Below are 22,569 nucleotides of genomic sequence, written 5' to 3' on the forward strand. Positions count from 1 at the left end.
TTTTTAAAAGAATAGTAGTGTCTAGGCGTAAAAAACATCATAGGCAAATCGTAAAAGTGTGCCTATAACTACTACCAAAAAGAACACTCTAATAAAACTATTTCCTTTATTAATTGCCAACTTTGCACCTAGCCAACCGCCTAAAGCATTGCAAGCAGCCATTGGTAAAGCAATACTCCAGATAATTTTTCCTTTGAGCGTAAACAAAACAATCGATCCAAAATTAGTGGCTAAATTGACCATTTTTGCATTTGCCGAAGCATGTAAAAAATCAAATCCCAATAACGCAATAAAAGCTACGACAAAAAAACTGCCTGTTCCTGGACCTATAAAACCATCGTAAAAGCCAACTACTACACTAATTACAATTGCATATACCATTTGTTCTTTTGCCGAATGTGTTTTCGCTATGTGCTGACCAAAAATTTTTTTTTTGGCATACGTATAGACCGCCAAAATGGACAGAACAACCAAAAGTAAAGGTTTCATAAATGAATTGCTTACATAAGTCAATAAGGTAGACCCTAAAAAAGCAGAAGGTATTGCCAAAGCCATCATTATAAAAAGTAAACGCCAATTCATATCTACTTTTTTGAGATATTGATAAGCAGCAAAGGAAGTTCCAGAAAACGCAGGTATTTTAAGCGTTCCAACAACTGTAGAAACTGCTAGAGTTGGCAATAATATTAATCCCATTGGGGTTTGAATTAATCCGCCGCCGCCTACAATTGCATCGATAAAACCAGCGGCAAACGCAGCTAAACAAAGTAAAACAATAACGTAGGTTTCCATTGCAAATAATTTAAGAAATCACAAGTCGATTACCTCACAAAAGTAATTTATCATGGAGTACAATGCAATAATCTTTGCTTCATTCGCATTAAAAAGTATATTTTTGTTGAAAATTTACATTCAATGGACATTCCAAAAATTATTGAGCTTCTAAGTTATACCATCCCTGCTATTGTTACTGGCGTTGTGGCCTATTCGTTTTTTCAATTGCAAGTTAAAAATGAAAATAAAAAAAGTCGAATGTTGCTATTGGATAAGACCAAAGATCAAGGATTACCTATTCGTTTGCAAGCGTACGAACGCATGACTTTATTTTTGGAGCGCATTAATTTAAATAAACTATTAATTCGAGTTGGGCCAATTTCTCCCAATAAAAATGATTACGAAAATTACATTATTGATCATATTGAGCAAGAATTTGAACACAATCTGACTCAGCAAATTTATATGACCGACGAGTGTTGGACCATTATCACAACAGCAAAGAATGCAACAATTCAAATAATTCGTAAAACTGCTATGAGTAGCCAAGTTGATTCTGCTGCTAAATTAAGAGAAGTTATTTTGAATGATTTACTAGAAAAACAGTCTCCCAGTAACGCTGCATTAGCATATATTAAAAATGAAGTTGCAGAGATTTTATAATTTCAATAAGATTTCCAATATAATTTCAAATAATCACATTGGAAATCTTTGATTACTTACTAAACTTGCCTGTGATCACTCATTAACTCGCTTTTATTTTGAGCGTATTCAAATCCATCGTCCCACCACTTTTTCATTTCAATTTTATTAAAAATAAGTGCATTATCTGTCAATTTTGTAGGCGTGTAATATAGATTTAGTTTTACATTTCTGTTATTCGCCATCAATTTACCAATGGTAATATCATGACGTTCTACTTGATCTAAAGCTATTCTAAACATATCAATCATTAGCGAAAACGGGTTCTTACCAATAACGGCTTTGCTTGTATTCACCTCTGTTTCTAAAATCACAACATCAATTTCAGTTGCACCGCGATTAATGGCTTCCCGAATAGGAACCAAACTCGAAAAACCACCGTCACCATATTCACACTTGTCTTTGGTCACCAAACTCATGAACGGAATATAGTTACTCGAAATCCATATCCATTCACAAAATTCTTGATAATTGCAATTCTTGATCGATTTGTATTCGGGTTCGTTCTTTGTGAGGTTTGTCACAGTAATTACAACATCCGTTTTCGCCGCTTTTAAAGTGTTAAATTCAGAAATAGTAAAATTGGATTGTATGTATAAAAAAAGGCGATGACTTTCGCCAAAAGTCCGTTTCCCTTTGATAAACTGGCGTAATACATTAAAGTGGTTGATGGTTACAATGGGAATGTTATTTTTAATTTTTACTATAAATGGACTAATGTTAAAAATGGTTTTAGCATTGACATTGGTATAAATAGATTGAATTTTAGAAATTTCACCCAAAGCCAAATGCGGCAATAATAAACTTCCCGTTGATGTACCTAGAAACAAATCGTATTGGTGTTTTTTTTCTTGAATTAAATATTGTGCAACACCGCCTGCAAAAGCACCTTTACTACCACCGCCAGATATAACCAATGCCTTCATATATAAATTTTATTTTTTTTGGATAAAGATTGAGTTCAACTTATAATTAATACTAAAAAATTACGAACTCATTAACTATGACTGAATGCTCGAACCTTACTAATCATTCCTTTAATAGGCGCTCCAATTGAAACTGTTCTTCGGGGTTCAAATTAGTTAAAATTCGTTCAAATGAAACACGCTTGTCTTTATTTTTTAGTAATTTTCGAATAGACTCTCTACCGAATTTCGAAAATTGCCACATGTGATGAGTGGTTGCATTCACTAAGTTTATTAAAACTTCGTCAGTAATTATTTCGAAAGCAATAAGTTTTTCTAAAGCATTTTGTCGTGTAGTAGCTTCATAATTGGTGGATGAGTATTCAATTAATTCCGTAATCAATGCAGAAGAATCTTCACTATAATCTTCGGTTGATAAAGCGAGAGACAACCACATTGTTCTCAAATTAAAATCATTAAAACCAATCCAGGTTTTTGATTGATCTAAATAACGATGTCTTTCATTAGGAAAATTTCGCCATAAATACAATAATGCAATTTCTTGTGTTTGATAGGATTTGTCATTCAACAGCGTCTCATATTCCAGTCGAAAATCTTCAGAAATTATCGGTAAACTGGCTGCAACTACTTGTCTGACATAAACATTATTGGTACGCAAAGCTTCCTTTATTAGTTGCTTTTTAGCTTCGTATTTTTCATTTTTTACTTGATTTACGATATACTCTTTTAACTTAAAGTAGACGTCTGATTGTAGCAGTTTCGAAAATAGAACTTCTTTTTCTAAAAGTGGTTTACTCTTCATTTTTTCAACTTCAAGCAACTTTTTAATATTTATATTTTTTATAAGTAACTCATTGGCTTTGTGAGTATCAAAAGCTACTGATTCAAGCCATACTTTACTAAATTTTGTCGTATCAAAAGTAGAAACTTTCTTGATTTCATTAAAAAAATCAGTTGTCGTTACGCTCTGAAATGCATGTTTTTTGAGATAATTTTTTATTACTTTTTTAAATTTCTTATCTCCTAATTCTTGATGTATTACAAACAAAGCCCACGCTCCTTTTTCGTAAAAAGTAAGGGAACTTGCTTTAGCATTCAATACAGGAATAGAATCTGTTCGCGAAGCAAATTTTAATTGCTGCGCCGTTTCGTATAGTTTAAAGTAAAAGTAATCTGCACCGTATATCTCTTTTTCGGCCAACAAAGCAAAATAGGTTGCAAAACCTTCTTGTAACCAATGCTGTTTGCTTTCGGTAGCGGTAATCATATTACCAAACCATTGATGCGCTAATTCATGTGCATTCACGTTAGAATAGGGTCTATCTACGACTCCAACGCTATCAACCACATAGCTTGTCGAAAATAAAGTAGCGGTAGTGTTTTCCATACCGGCATATAAAAACTCACGAACGGGAACTTGCCTGTAGATTTCCCATGGATACTTTACTCCAATCTCTTTTTCTAAAAAATCAAAAATTAGTTTAGAGTTCCGATAGGTTGGTTCAATCTTAGAGGCATCTTTTGGTTCAATATAATATTCTAAAGAAATCTTACTTTTAGAAACTAATTGCTTTTTTTCAAAATTTCCAATTGCTAACATCAATAAATAAGAGCTCATTGGTTCTTTCATTTGGTATTCCCAAACTATTTGATCTTTTGAAGTCCTTTTACTTTTTAAAACTCCATTCGAAATAACGTCGTACTTGTTATCGAAAGAAATAGCCAAATTAAAGGTCAATTTTTCGTTTACATCATCAAAACTTGGAAACCAATTGCTAGTATATTTTCCTTGTCCCTGCGTCCAAATTTGCAAGTTATTTGCTGCTTTACTTCCGACAAAATACAATGCTTTTTTAGGATGTGCTTGGTAATAAAACTCAATACTATTTTTACCTTTCTGAAAGGGAGCTATTAGCAGCAGCTGCTTCTCATTAACATCAAATCGGATTAAGTTTCCATTTAGTTTAACCTGAGAAAAAATCATTTGCTGCGCATCAATTTTAACAGTATCCACCGGTTTTAGAACATCAAAAATATATTCTACTGTTCCTGAAATCATTTTTTGATCAGAATTAATCGTCAATCTCGCATCTACAGTCTTAAAATGTACAAATTGAGTTTGTTGCGCAAAGCTAAAAAAAGTAAAAAATAGCAGGATATATTTCATTTCAAAAAAATAAAAACTAGAGTTCCAAAGTTACATGAATTAGGACAAGAACCGAAGTTAATTTGTAAGTTTACATTTTAAAAATCAATAAAATTGAAGAAAAAAGCCCTTTTTAATTGGAGTAGCGGAAAGGATTCGGCGTTTGCTTTGTGCAAAATAATGCAAGACGATAAATTTGAAGTACAATGCCTGCTTACAAGTATTAGTGAACAGTTTCAACGCGTATCTATGCACGGCATTCGTGTAGAATTAGTACAAAAACAAGCAGAAAGTATTGGTTTACCTCTTGAAATAATGAGTATTCCAGAAATGCCGTCTATGGAAGTTTACGAAGAAGTATTAACAAAAACCCTCTTAAAACTAAAAGACGAGGGAGTTACACATTCTATTTTTGGTGATATTTTTTTAGAAGATTTGCGAAAATATCGTGAAGATCAATTGCACTTAGTTGGTTTTGAAGCCGTTTTTCCTTTGTGGAAGATTCCGACCGAGGAATTAATTCAAGATTTTATTCAACTTGGATTTAAAACAATTGTCGTTTGCGTCAACGAAAAATTTCTAAATAAAAGTTTTGTCGGTCGAGTAATTGATCAACAATTTATAGATGATTTACCTGAAAACGTAGATGTTTGTGGCGAAAATGGCGAGTTTCATACGTTTACTTTTGATGGTCCAATTTTCGCAAAACCAGTTTCTTTTGAAATTGGAGAGATTGTATACCGAAAATATGAAAAACCAAAAACAGATTCTTCAGAAGAAGTCTGCGACACAAAAGACGATACCGTCTTTGATTATGGATTTTGGTATTGTGATTTAATTGAACAGTAGTTATTACCTGTTTCAATCTCTTTTGAGTTAAGTGCATAAATCTCTCATTCCTAGAAATGAAAAACGTGAAATAATTTATAACGCCAAAAAAATTAAATCCATTTTTGAATCCATCTATCCCAAAATGAGCTATAAATTGCGATAATGGTGAAAATAAAAAGAAATAAATGATACCACGCATTTTCTAGTAAATCAAAGAAATTTAATTTGCCGTTTGCGAAACTCAAAATCAATAATACTTGTGCACCATACGGCAAAATTCCCTGAATTATACAAGAGAAAATATCCAAAATCGTAGCAGTTTTTCTAGCATCCAATCCATATTCATCATTAATTTCTTTTGCAATTCCGCCTGTGATTACAATAGATACTGTATTGTTTGCAATCGCCAAATTAGCAAAACCTACCAAAGTACCAACTCCCATTTGAGCAGATTTTTTGCTTTTAATTGCTTTTTTTATATGGTACAATACGTAATCAATTCCACCTGCTTTATCAACCATGGCAGCTAGGCCACCCGTTAACATCGACAATAAAAAGATGTCTGTCATGCTAGTTAAGCCCTCGTATATTTTTTGTGCAAATTCTAATACTGTAAAATGACTCCCTAAAAATCCTATTATTCCGGCTAACACTGTTCCCAAAAGTAAAGTTGAAAACACATTTACTCCCAAAAGAGCTAAAGCAATCACAACTAGATAAGGTAGAATCACCCACAATTCAAATGATTGTTGTGCAATATTAACTGCTTTAATTTCCGAATTCAACCCCAAATAAAACAAAACAAATAAGGTGATTATAGCTGCTGGAAACGCAATAAATAAGTTGATTTTAAACTTATCTTTTAATTTACAACCTAGCGATTGTGTCGCTGCAATAGTTGTATCTGAAATCATAGACAAATTATCGCCCAACATAGAACCACCTAATAACGCACCCGCAATAAGCGGCAACGAAGCACCACTTGTTTCTGCCAAAGTAACTGCAATTGGCCCAATAGCTACAATAGCGCCTACCGAAGTTCCAGTTGCCGTAGATAAAAAGGCTGCGATTAAAAAAATGCCTAAAGGAAAATACGCTACATCAATAGTACTGATTCCCAAATTTACCACCGCATCGACTCCACCCGTAGCTTTACTCACTACCGCAAAAGCACCAGCAAGTAAATATATAATGCACATCGTTATGATTTTACTTTCGCCACAACCCGCAATTAAAGTCGTTATTTTTTGCTCAGTATTTTGTTGCAGTAGTAAAAAAGCAGCAACAATTCCGACTAAAACTGCCACTGGTGAAGGCAAAGCATAAAAATCTTCCAAAAAAATTCCAGCTCCAAGAAATGTAAAAATAAATAATAATAGAGGTAGTAAAGCCCAAGGATTTCCTTTTGTTCGTAATTGATTTGTCATAAGTTTAATTTTAAATATAAAACGATTGAAACGACAAATAAATCTGAAAAGGGCTGTGAAAACAACATTTTTTCCAAAGGATTTGGCTTATCGTTTTAGCACCTTGCTTGTTGCTGCAGGTTGCTATCTCATTGCGAGATTCGTGATAACGACTGCAAATAAACTATATATTTTGAAGAACAGTCAACGATTGTCCATTCACTACTACTATTTGCAGAAAAAGCCTTACCGAAGTAAAGCTTTCATTTATTTTTTGATAAAATGTATTAAAAAGCTACATTCCATCTTGGTAAAGTTCCTTTTTCATCTAAGAAATCTTGCAAAATTTGCCCTTCCACTGCTGTTGGAATTGCTTTTACAGTTTCATTAAATGTTTCATACCAAACTACTTCTAGAAGCGAAATGTTTTCAATTTTCATTTGTGCTGGCCAAGAATATTTACGTCCTGTTTTTGCAAATTGATGTCCGTTTACGATTTTGTCGTGCAAACCACCATTTTTAATTTTTAAAGTTCCGTCATTCTGAACAGTTCCAGTAGAACCCACCATGATTAACTCTTTGTTTTCGCCATCTATTTCATAAACAACAAAAACACCTGAACCAGATTCTGGGGCATTACACACCGCTTCTAAACTATCTTCTATTGAAAAACTAAAACTATTAGTTTGATCAAATTTTTCTAACTCTTTATACATCATCCTTTAATTAAAAAAATGCCTCACAAATTCGTGAGGCATTTTGGAATTTATTTTTAAATTTTAGATTAACCTAAAACTTCTTTTACTTTTTTACCAATCTCAGCAGGAGAATCAACAACATGTATTCCACATTGTCTCATGATTTCTTTTTTAGCTTCAGCTGTATCGTCAGAACCTCCAACAATTGCACCTGCATGACCCATTGTTCTACCAGCTGGAGCAGTAACTCCTGCAATAAAACCAACAACTGGCTTGCGGTTACCATCAGCTTTAATCCATTTAGCAGCATCCGCTTCTAATTGACCACCAATTTCACCTATCATAACGATACATTCCGTTTCTGGATCGTTCATTAATAATTCAACTGCTTCTTTTGTAGTTGTTCCAATAATTGGATCTCCACCAATACCGATTGCAGTTGTAATTCCTAAACCTTGCTTTACTACTTGGTCAGCAGCTTCGTACGTTAAAGTTCCTGATTTAGAAACGATACCAACTGTTCCTTTTTTGAAAACAAAACCTGGCATAATACCAACTTTAGCTTCTCCTGGAGTAATAACACCTGGACAGTTAGGCCCAATTAATCTTGCATTTCTTTCTTTAACATATTTATTAGCGTGAATCATATCTGCAACTGGAATTCCTTCTGTAATTGCAATGATAACTTTAATTCCAGCATCTGCAGCTTCCATAATTGCATCAGCAGCAAAAGCTGGCGGTACAAAAATAATTGAAGTATCAGCACCTACTTGTTCTACAGCGTCTTTAACAGTGTTAAATACTGGACGCTCTAAATGAGTTGTTCCACCTTTTCCTGGAGTTACACCACCTACAACATTTGTACCGTATTCAATCATTTGTGAAGCGTGGAAAGTACCTTCGCTACCTGTAAATCCTTGAACAATTATTTTGGAATCTTTATTAACTAAAACACTCATGATATATTTTTTATGTGATTTTATAAATTCTGATGCAAAAGTAACGCTTTTTATGTAAATTTTAAGCTCTTTTTCTTGATAAAATTGCTAAGATAATTGACTCATTTGATATCCACGATACAATTTATTGTCTTTGATTTGCCACATTACCATAAAATGCGCCAATAATATTTCTTCTCTCGGGTTTTCAATCGTTTTTACATAGTGCGCATGACGTATTGCCACGGTATCGCCATCAGAAATGATGTGACTCACGCGAACTTTAGACCGCACATAAGCTTTACTTAGACCTTTCGCATACTCCAACATAGAATCGTAATTCATCTGAATCAAACCATTACTGCTTTGCCATTCAAAAGCAATTTCTGGATGCAAAAAGTCTTTTAAAACTTCGCTATCAATTAGGGCATCCGATTTATAAAATTTCTCAACAAGTTCTTTAGTAGACATAGTTACTTCAATTTATTTAAAATTTCGGGAATCTTTTTGATATAAGCCAACTGCTTCAATTTTTCTCTTGATTCTTCTATTGGAGTTCCAAAATAAGATTTTCCGCCTTCCACTGATTTGGTTACACCCGTTTGCCCCATAATCACCGCTTTGGTTCCTATTGTAATTCCGCTTGTCGTGCCTACTTGTCCCCAAATAGTTACTTCATCTTCAATAATTACACAACCTGCGATACCTGTTTGAGAAGCGATCAGACATTTTCTTCCAATGATCGAATCATGACCAACATGCACTTGATTGTCTAATTTTGTTCCTTCTTTTATTGTAGTATCTCCAGTGACTCCTTTGTCAATTGTACAAAGCGCACCAATACCAACATTATCTTCAATTACTACCCTTCCACCCGAAAACAACTGATAAAAACCTGCCTCTCTTTTCTTATAATAAAAAGCGTCAGCTCCTAAAACACTTCCGGCATGTATGATGACATTATTACCAATTACAGTGTTATCATAGATAGAAACATTGGAATGAATCAAGCAATTTGTACCAATAACAACATTATTTCCGATAAAAGAATTTGGTTGAATAACCGTTCCTTCTCCAATTTTTGCAGATGTGGCAATTGCTACATTGGCAAATTGAAAGGGTCGAAAATGACGCGTCAGAATATTAAAATCTCGAAAAGGATCGTCTGAAATTAAAAGTGCTTTTCCATCAGGACAGTCTACTTTTTTATTTATTAAAACAATTGTAGCGGCAGATTGCAATGCTTTATCATAGTACTTTGGATGATCTACAAATACGATATCGCCACTTTCGACTACATGTATTTCGTTCATTCCTAAAACTTTAAAATCTGCACTACCAACAAACTCACAATTTAACAAGTCTGCAATTTCTTGTAAAGAATATTCTCTTTGAAATTTCATATTTTATAATTCGGACCATGAGATAATCAAAAAAATGAGAGTATAATCTAGTAAAAAAACAAACTAGTTTCTATTCAGACAAATTCTCATTTTATAGTTTATTTATTCTTTTACGCGCTCCATGTAATTTCCTGAAGCAGTGTCAATCTTAATTTTATCACCTTCATTTATAAACAACGGAACATTTACAGTTGCACCTGTTTCAACCGTAGCTGATTTAGTTGCGTTTGTAGCTGTGTTTCCTTTAATACCTGGTTCTGCATACGTTACTTCTAAAATAATAGAAGCTGGCATATCAACCGATAACGGTAAATCAGTTTCAGTATTTACTTGAACCATTACGTTTGTTCCTTCTTTTAACAAATCTGGGTTATCCAAAATGTTTTTTTGCAACGTAATTTGTTCAAATGATTCGGTATTCATAAAATGAAAATCATCTCCTTCTGCATATAAAAACTGATAAGTATGCGTTTCTACACGAACATCTTCAATTTTATGTCCTGCTGAAAAAGTGTTATCTAAAACCTTACCTGATGTTAAACTTTTTAATTTAGTTCTTACAAAGGCAGGTCCTTTTCCTGGTTTTACGTGTAAAAATTCAATGATTTTATAAATGTCGTGATTGTATTTAATACAAAGTCCGTTTCTAATATCTGATGTAGATGCCATATATAATTTACTTTTGGCTAGCAACTTGTGGCTGATAGCGATTGATGTTTGATTATTTTTTTAGGCTAAAGGCAACTTGCCAAAAGCCAATAGCGTTTTTTCCTTTAATAATTTCCTGAGTATCCTTTCATGATTCCTCTTGATGATTTTCGAATAAAATCTAAAATTTCATCGCGCTCTGGAGTTGCTTCCATCTCTGCTTCAATAATACTTAAAGCTTGAGTTGTATTGTAATTTTTTTGATATAAGATTCTATAAATATCTTGAATTTCTCTTATTTTATCGGTGCTAAAACCTCTTCTTCTTAAACCAACGGAATTAATTCCTACATAAGATAACGGCTCTTTTGCGGCCTTAGTGTAAGGCGGAACGTCTTTACGAACCAAAGAACCTCCAGAAACCATGGCATGATCTCCAACATGAATAAACTGATGAATTGCAGCCAAACCACCAATTACGGCGTAATTACCAATAATTACGTGACCTGCCAAAGCAACTCCATTTACTATAATCGCATTGTTTCCAATTTCACAATCGTGCGCAATGTGTGCGTAAGCCATAACCAAACAGTTATTACCTAATAATGTCTGACCAGAAGCAATAGTTCCTCTGTTAATGGTAACACATTCTCTAATAGTACAATTGTCCCCAATTATTGCCAGTGAATCTTCACCTCCAAATTTTAAATCTTGAGGAACTGCTGAAATCACCGCTCCTGGAAAAATATTACAATTTTTACCAATACGAGCTCCTTCCATAATTGTCACGTTGGAACCAATCCACGTTCCTTCACCAATTATAACATTATTATGAATGGTAGTAAAAGGTTCAATAACAACATTTTTAGCGATTTTAGCGCCAGGATGAACATAAGCTAACGGTTGATTCATCTGTGTTTTTTTATATTTATATTTTAAAAAAGTTTCTAAAAGAATTACCTCTTAAAAACTTGATTTTTTATTTACGGTTTTCTAGCAATTTGCGCCATCAATTCTGCTTGGGCAACTAATCGACCGTTAGCATAAGCATTGGCTTGCATGTGGCAAATACCTCTGCGTATCGGCGTGATTAAATCACATTTGAAAATTAACGTATCTCCAGGTAAAACTTTTTGTTTAAATTTTACATTGTCGATTTTCATGAAATAGGTTAGGTAATTTTCTGGATCTGGAACGGTGCTTAGAACCAAGATTCCTCCTGTTTGCGCCATTGCTTCCACAATTATAACTCCAGGCATTACGGGTGCTTCCGGAAAATGTCCTACGAAGAAATTTTCGTTCATCGTTACATTTTTCAAACCAACTACATGACTATCAGACATTTCTATAATTCTATCGATAAATAAAAATGGAGGTCTGTGTGGCAGCATTGCCATAATTTGATGAATATCCATCAATGGCTCTTGATTCAAATCATAAACTGGAACTTGATTTCTCTGTTCAATTTTAATGATTTTTGCCATTTTCTTTGCAAATTGTGTATTTACAAAATGTCCGGGTTTGTTAGCAATAACTTTTCCTTGAATACGAATACCAATTAGAGCTAAATCTCCTATTACATCTAGTAATTTATGACGTGCCGCTTCGTTAGGATAATGTAGCGTTAGGTTGTCTAAAATACCATTTGGTTTAACTGAAATCTCTTCTTTACCAAAGGCTTTCTTTAAATTCGCCATTGTTGTTTCCGAAATTTCTTTGTCGACATACACAATAGCATTATTTAAATCGCCTCCTTTAATTAATCCATTTTCTAGTAATGACTCTAATTCGTGAAGAAAACTAAACGTTCTAGAATTTGAAATTTCCTTTTTAAAATCAGAAATATTCTTTAAAGTTGCGTTTTGAGTTCCTAAAACTTTTGTGCCAAAATCGACCATAGCCGTAACTTGGTAATCATCTGACGGCATTACTAAAATCTCACTACCCGAAGCTTCATCTGTAAACGAAATAACTTCTTTTACAACATATACTTTTCGTTCGGCATTTTGTTCTTCAACACCTGCTTTTTCAATTGCCTCTACGAAAAATTTTGAAGACCCGTCCATTATTGGCGGTTCAGGAGCATTTAGTTCGATAATAACATTATCAACATCACAGCCAACAAAGGCAGCTAAAACGTGCTCTGAAGTTTGAATTTTAACTCCTAATTTTTCTAAATTAGTTCCTCTTTGGGTATTTACTACATAGTTAGCATCTGCCTCAATAATAGGTTGCCCTTCAAGATCAACTCTTACAAAAGTAAATCCATTATTAATTGGAGCTGGTTTAAAAGTCATTGTAACTTCTTTTCCAGTATGTAATCCTACACCAGTTAGTGAAATTTCATTTTTGATGGTCTTCTGTTTAACCATTATTTCCATTTTTTTGGTTTAATATTTGTTTCTTTAAATCTTCTAACTCGGCAACAATTTTGGGTAAATTTTTAAAATGAACATACGATTTACTAAAATCAGTATATCCAAATGTAGGACTACCTTGTAAAACTTCATCGTCTTTTATATTTCTTCCAATTCCAGATTGGGCTTGTACTCGTACATTATTCCCAATAACCAAATGACCTGCAATACCCACTTGTCCGCCAATCATGCAATTTTTACCAATTTTGGTAGATCCTGCTACTCCTGTTTGCGCTGCAATTACGGTATTTTCACCAATCTCAACATTATGCGCAATCTGAATTTGATTGTCTAATTTTACTCCTTTTCTAATAATGGTAGATCCTAAAGTCGCTCTGTCTATCGTTGTATTTGCGCCAATATCGACATTATCTTCGATTATAACATTTCCAATTTGCGGTACTTTATTATAAGTGCCTTCTTCGGTTGGGGCAAAACCAAAACCATCTGCTCCTATTATTGTTCCGGAATGAATAGTACAATTGTTTCCAATTACGGTTTCCGAATAAATTTTGGACCCCGCAAAAATATAAACATTATCACCAATAACGACATTATCGCCGATAAAACTGTTTGGATAAATTTTCACATTACTCCCTAAAACGACATTATCTCCAATGTAACTAAAGCTTCCTAAATATAAGTTTTCTCCATATTTTGCACTGTCTGAAATGTGAGTGCTTGCTTCTATCCCGTTTTTATTTAATTTTACTTGATTGTAAAATTCTAATAATTTAGAAAAAGACGCGTAGGCATCTTCGACCTTTATTAAAGTAGTGCTAACTTCCGATTCTGGATTAAAGGACTCATTAACAATGGTAACAGATGCTTTTGTTGTGTATATAAAGTTGTTGTATTTAGGATTTGCTAAAAAGGTGAGAGAACCATCTGTTCCTTCTTCAATTTTAGACAGGCGGCTGACTTCGGCATTTGGGTTGCCGACAACTTGACCTTCTAAAATTCCTGCTATTTGTTCTGCTGTAAATTTCATCTTAATCTGATTACATTTTTAATTTAGGAATAAGATGGAACTCTTGTATTAGTGCTCTACTTCTATTCAAAAATAATGTCATGACGCATTTGTATTCCGGCAAAAATATAAAAAATAGGTTTTAAATGTTAATTTTAAATCAGTTGTTTTGGAAAGCAACAATAATATTTAGTTACTAATTTAGATAATGATTTCAAATTCAATTGATCAGATGCTTCTACGACATCTTCAATTGTTCTATCTTTTTTTAATATTCGAATGGGTTCTGCTTCTTTACTGTATGCTTGATTTTTTATCTTACCTCTATAAATAAAGTAACTAGCATCGTGTACTGATATGTTATTTAAAGCAGCGTATTCTTCTTTTAAAGCTTGTACCTCTTCGGCAGAAATTTTTTCGGCGCTTAATTTTATTTTTAATAAATCTCTATTAATTATCATTTTACTCAAGGTAGACAAGATGAAATCATCATAAGTCTGCCACGCTTTTAATGCGCTAATGATATCAAAATCATCCATTTGACTAAACAAATCTAATGTTTTAGAATCAAATGATTCAAAAGTAACCTTATTTTGCAAAAAAAACTGAAAAGGAACGCTGCACGGTAATATTTCTCCTTTCAACGTCAATTCCTTAGCTCTTTTTAGTACTTTCATTAAAATTAATTCGGCTACTAAGCTGGTTTTATGCAAGTAGGCTTGCCAATACATCAATCTTCTAGAAAGCAAAAATTTTTCGACCGAGTAAATTCCTTTTTCCTCAATAACTAAAACGTCGTCAACTACAGTCATCATCTGAATTAAACGCTCAGAATTGACATTTCCTTCGGCAACACCAGTGTAAAAGCTATCTCGCTTTAAATAATCCATTCGATCCATATCCAACTGACTTGAAATCAATTGCAACATAAACTTTCTGTGGTACTCTCCTTTAAAAACCTGAATGGCTAAACTTAACTTTCCGTCAAATTCGTCATTTAACTGATTCATGAATAATAGCGAAATAGCTTCATGATTCACATCTTCCACAATGCTTTTTTCCATGGCATGCGAAAACGGACCGTGACCAATGTCATGCAATAAAATAGCAACTAAAAGCGCACTTTCTTCTTCAGCAGAAATTTCAACTTCTTTAAAACGCAAGGTTTCTATTGCTTTTTGCATCAAATGCATGCATCCTAAAGCATGATGAAAACGAGTATGATTGGCGCCAGGATAAACTAAATACGACAAACCCATTTGTGAGATTCGACGCAAACGCTGAAAATACGGATGCTGAACTAAATCGTAAATGAGTGCACTCGGAATGGTAATGAAACCATAAATTGGATCATTGAAAATTTTTAATTTATTAATTTGGTTCACCATTTACTCAATTTTTTGCCCGACAAATATATATAATTAACTACTACTTATTTTGGATAATATTTTTAAATATTTATCACTAGTAATCGTCAATGCTAGAAGTGGGATTTGTTTTAGGTAAAAGTTCGATGTTTTTAAGTTGTAGAAGTGGGTGTTTAATTTTTTAACAAAAGATTATAGTTCGTTTGGTTCGGTAATTAGCGAACTAACATTAATTTTGCATAAAAATAAACTAAAATGGATTTACAGTCTGAAAAAGAAGAGCTGATTGAAATGTTTGGTATTCACTTCGAATCCATCTATCATTTATCTCCGTTAGGCGCAAGAATACTTGCCTTACTGATTCTGGATGGTTGCAAAGAAGGTTTGACGTTTGAATCAATTGTAGAAACGATGCACGCTAGTAAGAGTTCGGTTTCGACCAATTTGAATTTACTCTTAAAAATGGATAAAATTCAATACTACACGATTTCGGGAGATCGAAAAAAGCACTTTAAAGCTGCTCCTTTTAGCGATCGCTTGATACATTATGTAAAAGTTATTGAGTATGAAAAAAAGATCATCGATAAACTGCATGCTTACCGAGAAAAAACGGTTTTGTGTGAGCAGGAAAGCAACAGTTTAAAACATTCAAGATCATATCAAGCTTACGTTCAAAAAGTGGAAAAGTTACTTTTAGAATCAATACAAGAATTTAAAGAATTAGAAAACAATAATAGATAATCAACCTTAAAAAAAATGAAGAACATCAAATTATCGATAGTCGCTGCTTTCCTTATTTTCGCTTCTTGCGGAAAAAAAGAACAACAAGCACCAGCTCAAGGGCCTGCTCCTTTTCCTGTGCAAACCGTAGAAAAACAAGATGCGGTTACTTATCAAGATTACAGTGCTAATCTTGAAGGGCAGCAAAATGTAGAAATCAGACCGAAAGTTAATGGTTTCATTCAAAAAATATACGTTGATGAAGGACAAATAGTTAAAAAAGGACAATTACTTTTTAAACTAGAAACACAAACTTTAAATCAAGATGCATCGGCAGCAAAAGCAGCAGTGCATGCAGCTCAAGTTGAAACTGATCGTTTGGTTCCGTTAGTAGAGCGTAATATAATTAGTGTGGTTCAACTAGAAACCGCTAAAGCAAAATTAGCACAAGCAAAAAGTAATTATGGAAGTATTGCGGCTAGTATTGGTTTTGGAACAATTGTATCTCCTGTAAATGGTGTAATTGGAAGTTTGCCTTACCGAGAAGGAAGTTTAGTAAACTCTACAAGTGAAACACCTTTAACAACTGTTTCTGATACAAAAATAGTGCGTGCTTATTTTTCTATGAATGAAAAGCAGTTGTTGTTTTTTAATAAAACATTTAAAGGACAAACTACTGCCGAAAAACTTAAAAACGCTCCACTGGTTTCACTAGTTTTAATTGACGACTCAGAATACAGCGAAAAAGGAAAATTGGCTACCATGAACGGATTAGTAAATCCAACAACTGGTACCACTCAATTTAGAGCTGAATTTGCAAATCCAAATGCTATTTTAAGAAGTGGTGGGACTGCAATTGTTCGCTTGCCAATTGAACAGAAAGAAGTGATTTTAGTTCCGCAAAATGCTGTTTTTGAAGTACAAGGAAAACAAACCATCTACGTAGTTAAAAAAGACAATAAAGTAGAATCTAGAATTATTCAAACTAGTGGTACATCAGAATTGAATTTTATTGTTACCGACGGATTAGAAACTGGCGAAGTAATTGTTGTTGAAGGTGCTTCGAAATTGAAAGAGAACACAGAAATCGTTCCTCAGCCAAAAGGTCAAGCTGCTACTACAACTCCAACAAAATAAAATAACAGTCCTGCTTTGGACTAAATTAATTATAATAAGATGTTAAAAACTTTTATAGAAAGACCGGTTCTGTCGACCGTTATTTCAATCTTAATTACCATTTTAGGGGTATTAGGATTAATGTCATTGCCTGTCGAGCAATACCCCGAGATTGCTCCACCAACTGTCCAGGTAACTGCTACCTATACTGGAGCAAATGCCGAAACTGTACTAAATAGTGTCGTAATTCCTTTGGAAGAAGAAATTAATGGAGTAGAAGGAATGACTTACATGACTTCTTCTGCTGCTAATGATGGTTCTGCCAAAATATCTGTTTATTTTGAATTGGGTGTAGATCCAGATATCGCCGCCGTAAACGTTCAAAACCGTGTGGCTCGTGCGACCAGTAAATTACCGCAAGCAGTAGTGCAAACGGGAGTTACAACTTTAAAAAGTCAAACCAGTGCTTTGATGTTTTTTGCTTTGTACTCTGATAACGATAATTTTGATGAAACATATGTTCAGAATTATGCAAAAATTAACTTGGTTCCAAAGCTGCAACGTGTAAAAGGTGTTGGACAAGTAAACGTATTTGGAGCAAAAGATTACTCCATGAGAATCTGGATTGATCCAGAAAAAATGGCTGCTTACAATGTGAGTCCAAAAGAGATTCAAGCCGCGTTACAAGAGCAAAACGTAGAAGCAGCTCCTGGTAAATTTGGTGAAAATGCCGAAGGTATTTATGAATATGTAATTAAATATAAAGGTCGTTTATCTGAAATTAAGGATTACGAAAATATTGTAATCAAATCGACGGGTAACGGTAATTTTCTTCACTTAAAAGATGTTGCTACTGTCGAATTAGGAGGTTTCAATTACGGAACTAAAAATATTGCGATGGGTAAACAAGGTGTTGCAGTTGGAGTTTTTCAAACTTCAGGTTCCAACGCTCAGGATATTATTACCGAAATTGTTCAAATTTTGGACGATGCTAAACCTGATTTTCCAAAAGGAGTTGATTATGTAATTCCTTTTAATACAAAAACGTTTTTGGATGCCTCTATTGATAATGTGATTCATACCTTAATAGAAGCTTTTATATTAGTATTTATTGTGGTTTATATCTTCTTGCAAGATTTTAGATCGACATTAATTCCTGCTATTGCAGTTCCAGTAGCAATTATTGGTACGTTTTTCTTCTTGCAGATTCTTGGTTTCTCCATTAATATGCTAACATTATTTGCAATGATTTTGGCCATTGGTATTGTCGTCGATGATGCAATTGTCGTCGTCGAGGCGGTGCACGCCAAACTAGATCAAGGAGCAAAATCTGGAAAAGAAGCAACGGTTTCTGCGATGAGCGAAATTACAGGTGCTATTATTTCGATTACCTTGGTTATGTCGGCAGTATTTATTCCGGTTTCATTTTTAAGTGGACCATCAGGAGTTTTCTACCAACAGTTTGCGATCACATTAGCAATTGCTATTCTAATTTCAGCAGTAAATGCATTGACTTTGAGTCCAGCATTGTGTGCGTTGTTTTTAAAACCACATGTAGATTCAGAGCATCACAATAAAAATTTTAAAGATCGCTTCTTCGTAGCATTCAACGCAGGTTTTGACCGCATGAATAACAAATACGTTCAATCGTTGCGTTTTTTAGCCGCTAGAAAATGGATAACAGTAGTAGCGTTAATTGTGTTCTCTGGTATTACATTTTTATTATTCCAAACTACTCCTTCTGGATTTATTCCGAATGAAGATAGAGGAATAATTATGGGAGATTTAACGCTTCCTCCAGGAACAACATTAGAGAAAACCCAACAAGCAGTAATGGAATTAGATTCAATCATTGCTTCGATGGATATTGTAGAAGCACGTATGAGTGTGGTTGGTTTTAGTTTATTAAACAGTGTAAATGGTGGTTCATATGCCTTTACCATTATTAGATTAAAAGATTGGAAAGACCGTAAAGGCGACGATCAATCAGTTGAAGCAGTTGTTGGACAATTATTTGCGAAAACAGCACACTTTAAAGATGCGAAAGCGTTATTCTTTACGCCTCCAAGTGTTTCTGGATTTGGTAGTGCCGATGGTTTTGAATTAAAAATTCAAGATAAAGGTGACGATGACTGGCAAACGGTAAGTAAAGTGTCGAATGAATTTTTAGGTGAATTAATGAAAAGACCTGAAATTCAGTACGCGATTACTAACTTTAATCCAAACTTCCCGCAGTATGAAATGGATATTAAAGTAGAAAGAGCCAAAAATGCTGGCGTTTCTATCACTGATATCTTCAATACAATGCAAGGATATTACGGTGGATTATATACTACGGATTTCAACAAATTCGGTAAACAATACCGTGTAATGATTCAGGCTAAGCCATCAGATAGAGAAAATCTTGAATCTATCAATAATATTTACGTTAAAAATGCGAGCGGACAACAAGTTGCTATCAGTCAATTTATCGACTTTAAACGCATTTACGGACCAGAAGCTGTAGCACGTTTCAACATGCTTAAAGCGGTTAACGTAAACGGTAAAGCAAAACCAGGTTACAGTTCGGGAGATGCTATTAAAGCAATTCAAGAAGTAGCGGAAGAGCATTTACCAAAAACGTACTCTTATGAATTCTCTGGAATGACTCGTGAAGAGATCCTTGCCGGAAGTCAAGCTGCAGGCGTATTTTTATTGAGTTTGATATTTGTTTTCTTTTTACTTAGTGCACAATATGAAAGTTATTTAGTGCCTTTGGCTGTACTTCTTTCATTACCAGTTGGTTTAGCTGGAGCGATTGGTTTCGTAAAACTAGCAGGACTGGAAAACAATATTTATTTTCAAGTTGCCCTGATTATGCTTATCGGATTACTCGCCAAGAATGCGATTTTGATCGTTGAGTTTGCGATTCAAAGAAGACGACAAGGTATGCCTTTAGTTCAAGCTGCTGTTGAAGGTGCTCAAGCACGTCTGAGACCAATTTTAATGACTTCGTTGGCTTTTATCTTTGGTTTGATGCCATTAGCATTAGCATCTGGAGTTGGAGCTGTAGGTAACCGTTCTATCGGAATGGGTGCTGTTGGAGGAATGTTGGTCGGTACTATTATTGGAGTATTTTTTATTCCGATTTTGTTTGTAATTTTTCAAGGATTACAAGAGCGCATTTCTGGAAAACCAGTAGCAGCGACAGAAGAAGAAACACCACTATTAAATGAAGAAAATGAAAAATAGAAAAATCAAAATAACACTTCTTCTTGCCACTGCATTGCTTCTGCAATCCTGTTTTGTGGCAAAAGATTATAAAAGACCCGAAGTGATAACGGACAATCTTTTTAGAACTGAAGAAACAAGTACAGATAGTATTTCGTTTGCAAATATGAAGTGGGAAAATATTTTTACAGATCCTATCTTACAGCAATACATTCAAAAAGGGTTAGATAACAACCTTGATATTAGAATTGCAATGCAAACATTAACTGCCTCTGAAGCAATGATGAAGCAAGGAAAAGCGGGATATTTACCAACATTTGCTATTGGAGCAGATTGGACGCATTCTGAGCTTTCTAAAAATAGCCAGTTTGGATCGGTACTTCAAAATAGAAGTTCTGACCAATACCAATTGGCAGGAAATTTATCTTGGGAAGCAGACATTTGGGGAAAAATTCGTAGTAATCAACGTGCTGCGAATGCTGCCTATTTGCAAACTCATGCGGCTAATCAAGCTGTAAAATCAGAGCTTATTGCACTAATTTCTTCGACTTATTTCGAATTGCTTTCGGTAGATGCTCAAATTAAGGTTACCGAAAAAACATTGCTCAACAGAGAGCAAAGCATAGAGACAATTCAAGCACTTAAAAACGCAGGAAATGTTAATGAGGTTGGAGTAAAACAGACGGAAGCTCAAAAGTATGCTACAGAATTGATTCTGGCCGATTTGAGAAACAATGTAAAATTTCTAGAAAACAAGCTTAATTTATTATTGGGTGAAAATCCTAAAAGCATAGCGCGTGGCACATTAGAAAATCAAAATGTTAATCCGCAAATTGCTTTGGGTGTTCCTGCTGTATTATTAAGAAACAGACCTGACGTTATTGCTGCAGAATATAACTTGATCGTTAATTTTGAGCAAACCAATGTGGCAAAAAGTAGCTTCTACCCTAGCCTAACCGTAACCGCTTCGGGTGGCTTGCAAAGTATCGATTTAAAAGAATGGTTTAGTGCTAATTCTTTGTTTGCTAATGTAATCACCGGTTTAACACAACCTATTTTTAACAAAAGACAAATAAGAACGCAGTACGAAGTGGCACAAGCCAATCAAGAAGCAGCTTTATTACAATTTCAACAGTCCTTATTAAATGCTGGAAATGAAGTTTCAAATGCGTTAGCACAATACAACAATGAAACTCATAAAATTGCAGTGCGAACACAACAAGTAGATGCTTTGATTTTAGCTAGCAGTTATTCTGATGAATTACTTACTTACGGAATGGTAAATTATTTAGAGGTTTTAACTTCTAAAAATGATGCGCTAAACGCTGAGTTAAGCTTAATAGACAATAAATTTCAACAGTATAATGCTATTATCCAATTGTATAAAGCACTTGGAGGCGGATGGCAATAGGTTATTTTTAACCAAAATGTATTAGGTAATATTAATTCAAAAAGCCATTAAATAGCAATGTTTAATGGCTTTTACTTTTTATGAAAAGGCAACCCTTTCACATTTATATACTACAACAAAAAAAATACAGTTCTTAAAAACAATACTTAAAAGAGAAATCAAAAAAAGCCTAGCACAAAATAATATTGCGCTAGGCTTCTTTAAACTTATGAGTGTTTACGCTTTATAAAAGCTACTGCAAATTGCGGCTTATTTAAATTCAATTAAAAATTCTTCCCTCGGTGTTCTCACTTTTTTCATCGGCGCAATCCAGTCGTTTGGTGTATCGGCATAACCAACATACATTAACGAAACACTTTTTAAACCAAGCTTTTTTAATTCTAATATTTCATCAACCACATTAGTGTCAAAACCTTCTACAGGTGTGCTGTCAATTTTTAATTCTGCCGCTTGCGCTAACGCGAGTCCTAATGCAATATAAGTTTGTCTTGCAATGTGAGCAAAATTTTCTTCGCCAGGTTGTTCAAGATAAATTTTCTTTAGCATATCGGTATAGCTACCAAATCGCCCTCTTTCTAAACCGCGTTCGTCTGTAGTATGATCGTATACTTTGTCAATTCGTTCGGCTGTGTAGCGATCCCATGCAGCAAAAATTACCACATGAGAACAGTCTCTCATACATTCTGGATTCAAAGCTCCTTTTACTAACTTTTCTTTTAATTCTTGATTTTCAACAACAATTAGGTTAAAAGGTTGCAAGCCCGAAGAAGTTGGTGCTAAACGAGCTGCTTCTATAATTTTATCAATATTTTCTGTACTTACTTTTTTTGTAGAATCGTATGCTTTTACAGCATGCCTCCAATTCAAATCTTCTAATAATGCCATTT

General features: G+C 34.1%; 20 protein-coding genes and 1 riboswitch. Of the genes, 6 read left to right on the forward strand and 14 right to left on the reverse strand.

Annotation, left to right across the window (positions count from 1 at the left end):
- Positions 1 to 21: 21 nt before the first annotated feature.
- A complete protein-coding gene (locus AP058_RS08675) occupies positions 22 to 792 on the reverse strand; it encodes a TSUP family transporter (protein ID WP_066309278.1) in 771 nt (256 codons plus the stop codon).
- 123 nt (positions 793 to 915) lie between these two features.
- On the opposite strand from AP058_RS08675, the gene AP058_RS08680 reads away from it, so the two are divergent.
- Positions 916 to 1,437, forward strand: coding sequence for a hypothetical protein (locus AP058_RS08680; RefSeq protein ID WP_066309280.1), 522 nt, complete (start codon positions 916 to 918; stop codon positions 1,435 to 1,437).
- Between the two features lie 59 nt (positions 1,438 to 1,496).
- Here AP058_RS08680 and AP058_RS08685 read toward each other — a convergent pair whose 3' ends face one another.
- Both AP058_RS08685 and AP058_RS08690 read right to left on the reverse strand, forming a co-directional pair.
- On the reverse strand, positions 1,497 to 2,402 hold the full coding sequence (locus AP058_RS08685) for a patatin family protein (protein ID WP_066309283.1): 906 nt from the start codon (positions 2,400 to 2,402) through the stop codon (positions 1,497 to 1,499).
- A gap of 103 nt (positions 2,403 to 2,505) precedes the next feature.
- Positions 2,506 to 4,569: a M1 family metallopeptidase gene (locus AP058_RS08690; RefSeq protein WP_066309285.1), complete on the reverse strand. Its 2,064-nt coding sequence runs from the start codon at positions 4,567 to 4,569 to the stop codon at positions 2,506 to 2,508.
- A 93-nt stretch (positions 4,570 to 4,662) separates the two neighbouring features.
- Here AP058_RS08690 and AP058_RS08695 point away from each other — a divergent pair, with 93 nt between their 5' ends.
- Entirely contained in the window at positions 4,663 to 5,397 is a 735-nt protein-coding gene (locus tag AP058_RS08695; RefSeq protein ID WP_066309287.1) for a diphthine--ammonia ligase, read from the forward strand.
- A gap of 92 nt (positions 5,398 to 5,489) precedes the next feature.
- Here AP058_RS08695 and AP058_RS08700 read toward each other — a convergent pair whose 3' ends face one another.
- The 10 genes from AP058_RS08700 to AP058_RS08745 form a co-directional block, all read right to left on the reverse strand.
- A complete protein-coding gene (locus AP058_RS08700) occupies positions 5,490 to 6,806 on the reverse strand; it encodes a Na+/H+ antiporter NhaC family protein (protein WP_066309289.1) in 1,317 nt (438 codons plus the stop codon).
- A 57-nt stretch (positions 6,807 to 6,863) separates the two neighbouring features.
- A riboswitch (SAM-I-IV-variant riboswitch) is annotated at positions 6,864 to 6,960 on the reverse strand.
- A gap of 112 nt (positions 6,961 to 7,072) precedes the next feature.
- The gene (locus tag AP058_RS08705; protein ID WP_066309598.1) at positions 7,073 to 7,501 is read right to left on the reverse strand and encodes a hypothetical protein; all 429 of its coding nucleotides are present in this window, start codon (positions 7,499 to 7,501) and stop codon (positions 7,073 to 7,075) included.
- Positions 7,502 to 7,569: 68 nt separating this feature from the next.
- Positions 7,570 to 8,442, reverse strand: coding sequence for a succinate--CoA ligase subunit alpha (gene sucD / locus AP058_RS08710; RefSeq protein ID WP_066309294.1), 873 nt, complete (start codon positions 8,440 to 8,442; stop codon positions 7,570 to 7,572).
- Positions 8,443 to 8,529: 87 nt separating this feature from the next.
- On the reverse strand, positions 8,530 to 8,892 hold the full coding sequence (locus AP058_RS08715) for a nuclear transport factor 2 family protein (RefSeq protein WP_066309295.1): 363 nt from the start codon (positions 8,890 to 8,892) through the stop codon (positions 8,530 to 8,532).
- A gap of 2 nt (positions 8,893 to 8,894) precedes the next feature.
- Positions 8,895 to 9,824 (reverse strand): UDP-3-O-(3-hydroxymyristoyl)glucosamine N-acyltransferase, encoded by a 930-nt coding sequence (locus AP058_RS08720; RefSeq protein ID WP_066309298.1) that lies wholly within the window; start codon positions 9,822 to 9,824, stop codon positions 8,895 to 8,897.
- A 102-nt stretch (positions 9,825 to 9,926) separates the two neighbouring features.
- Complete coding sequence (gene efp, locus AP058_RS08725) at positions 9,927 to 10,493, reverse strand: elongation factor P (protein WP_066309306.1); 567 nt, start codon at positions 10,491 to 10,493, stop codon at positions 9,927 to 9,929.
- A 104-nt stretch (positions 10,494 to 10,597) separates the two neighbouring features.
- The gene (gene lpxA, locus AP058_RS08730) at positions 10,598 to 11,383 is read right to left on the reverse strand and encodes an acyl-ACP--UDP-N-acetylglucosamine O-acyltransferase (RefSeq protein WP_066309309.1); all 786 of its coding nucleotides are present in this window, start codon (positions 11,381 to 11,383) and stop codon (positions 10,598 to 10,600) included.
- A gap of 71 nt (positions 11,384 to 11,454) precedes the next feature.
- Complete coding sequence (locus tag AP058_RS08735) at positions 11,455 to 12,843, reverse strand: bifunctional UDP-3-O-[3-hydroxymyristoyl] N-acetylglucosamine deacetylase/3-hydroxyacyl-ACP dehydratase (protein WP_066309601.1); 1,389 nt, start codon at positions 12,841 to 12,843, stop codon at positions 11,455 to 11,457.
- Positions 12,836 to 13,879 (reverse strand): UDP-3-O-(3-hydroxymyristoyl)glucosamine N-acyltransferase, encoded by a 1,044-nt coding sequence (lpxD, locus tag AP058_RS08740; protein WP_066309311.1) that lies wholly within the window; start codon positions 13,877 to 13,879, stop codon positions 12,836 to 12,838. The genes AP058_RS08735 and lpxD overlap by 8 nt, the downstream gene beginning before the upstream one ends.
- A 134-nt stretch (positions 13,880 to 14,013) precedes the next feature.
- On the reverse strand, positions 14,014 to 15,243 hold the full coding sequence (locus AP058_RS08745; protein WP_082706620.1) for an HD domain-containing protein: 1,230 nt from the start codon (positions 15,241 to 15,243) through the stop codon (positions 14,014 to 14,016).
- A gap of 237 nt (positions 15,244 to 15,480) precedes the next feature.
- Between AP058_RS08745 and AP058_RS08750 the strand changes: the two genes are divergently transcribed.
- The 4 genes from AP058_RS08750 to AP058_RS08765 are packed head-to-tail and all read left to right on the forward strand — an operon-like array spanning position 15,481 to position 21,682.
- Positions 15,481 to 15,966, forward strand: a complete 486-nt coding sequence (locus AP058_RS08750) for a GbsR/MarR family transcriptional regulator (protein WP_066309315.1) — start codon at positions 15,481 to 15,483, stop codon at positions 15,964 to 15,966.
- A gap of 15 nt (positions 15,967 to 15,981) precedes the next feature.
- Entirely contained in the window at positions 15,982 to 17,082 is a 1,101-nt protein-coding gene (locus tag AP058_RS08755; protein ID WP_066309318.1) for an efflux RND transporter periplasmic adaptor subunit, read from the forward strand.
- A 39-nt stretch (positions 17,083 to 17,121) separates the two neighbouring features.
- Complete coding sequence (locus AP058_RS08760; RefSeq protein ID WP_066309320.1) at positions 17,122 to 20,292, forward strand: efflux RND transporter permease subunit; 3,171 nt, start codon at positions 17,122 to 17,124, stop codon at positions 20,290 to 20,292.
- A complete protein-coding gene (locus tag AP058_RS08765; RefSeq protein WP_197413395.1) occupies positions 20,282 to 21,682 on the forward strand; it encodes an efflux transporter outer membrane subunit in 1,401 nt (466 codons plus the stop codon). Before AP058_RS08760 ends, AP058_RS08765 begins: the two co-directional genes overlap by 11 nt.
- A gap of 249 nt (positions 21,683 to 21,931) precedes the next feature.
- Here the strand turns inward: AP058_RS08765 and AP058_RS08770 are convergent, their stop codons facing one another.
- Positions 21,932 to 22,567, reverse strand: a complete 636-nt coding sequence (locus AP058_RS08770) for a nitroreductase family protein (RefSeq protein WP_066309323.1) — start codon at positions 22,565 to 22,567, stop codon at positions 21,932 to 21,934.
- Between the last annotated feature and the right edge of the window lie 2 nt (positions 22,568 to 22,569).

The organism is Flavobacterium sp. TAB 87, assembly GCF_001529295.1.
Classification (GTDB): Bacteria; Bacteroidota; Bacteroidia; order Flavobacteriales; family Flavobacteriaceae; genus Flavobacterium.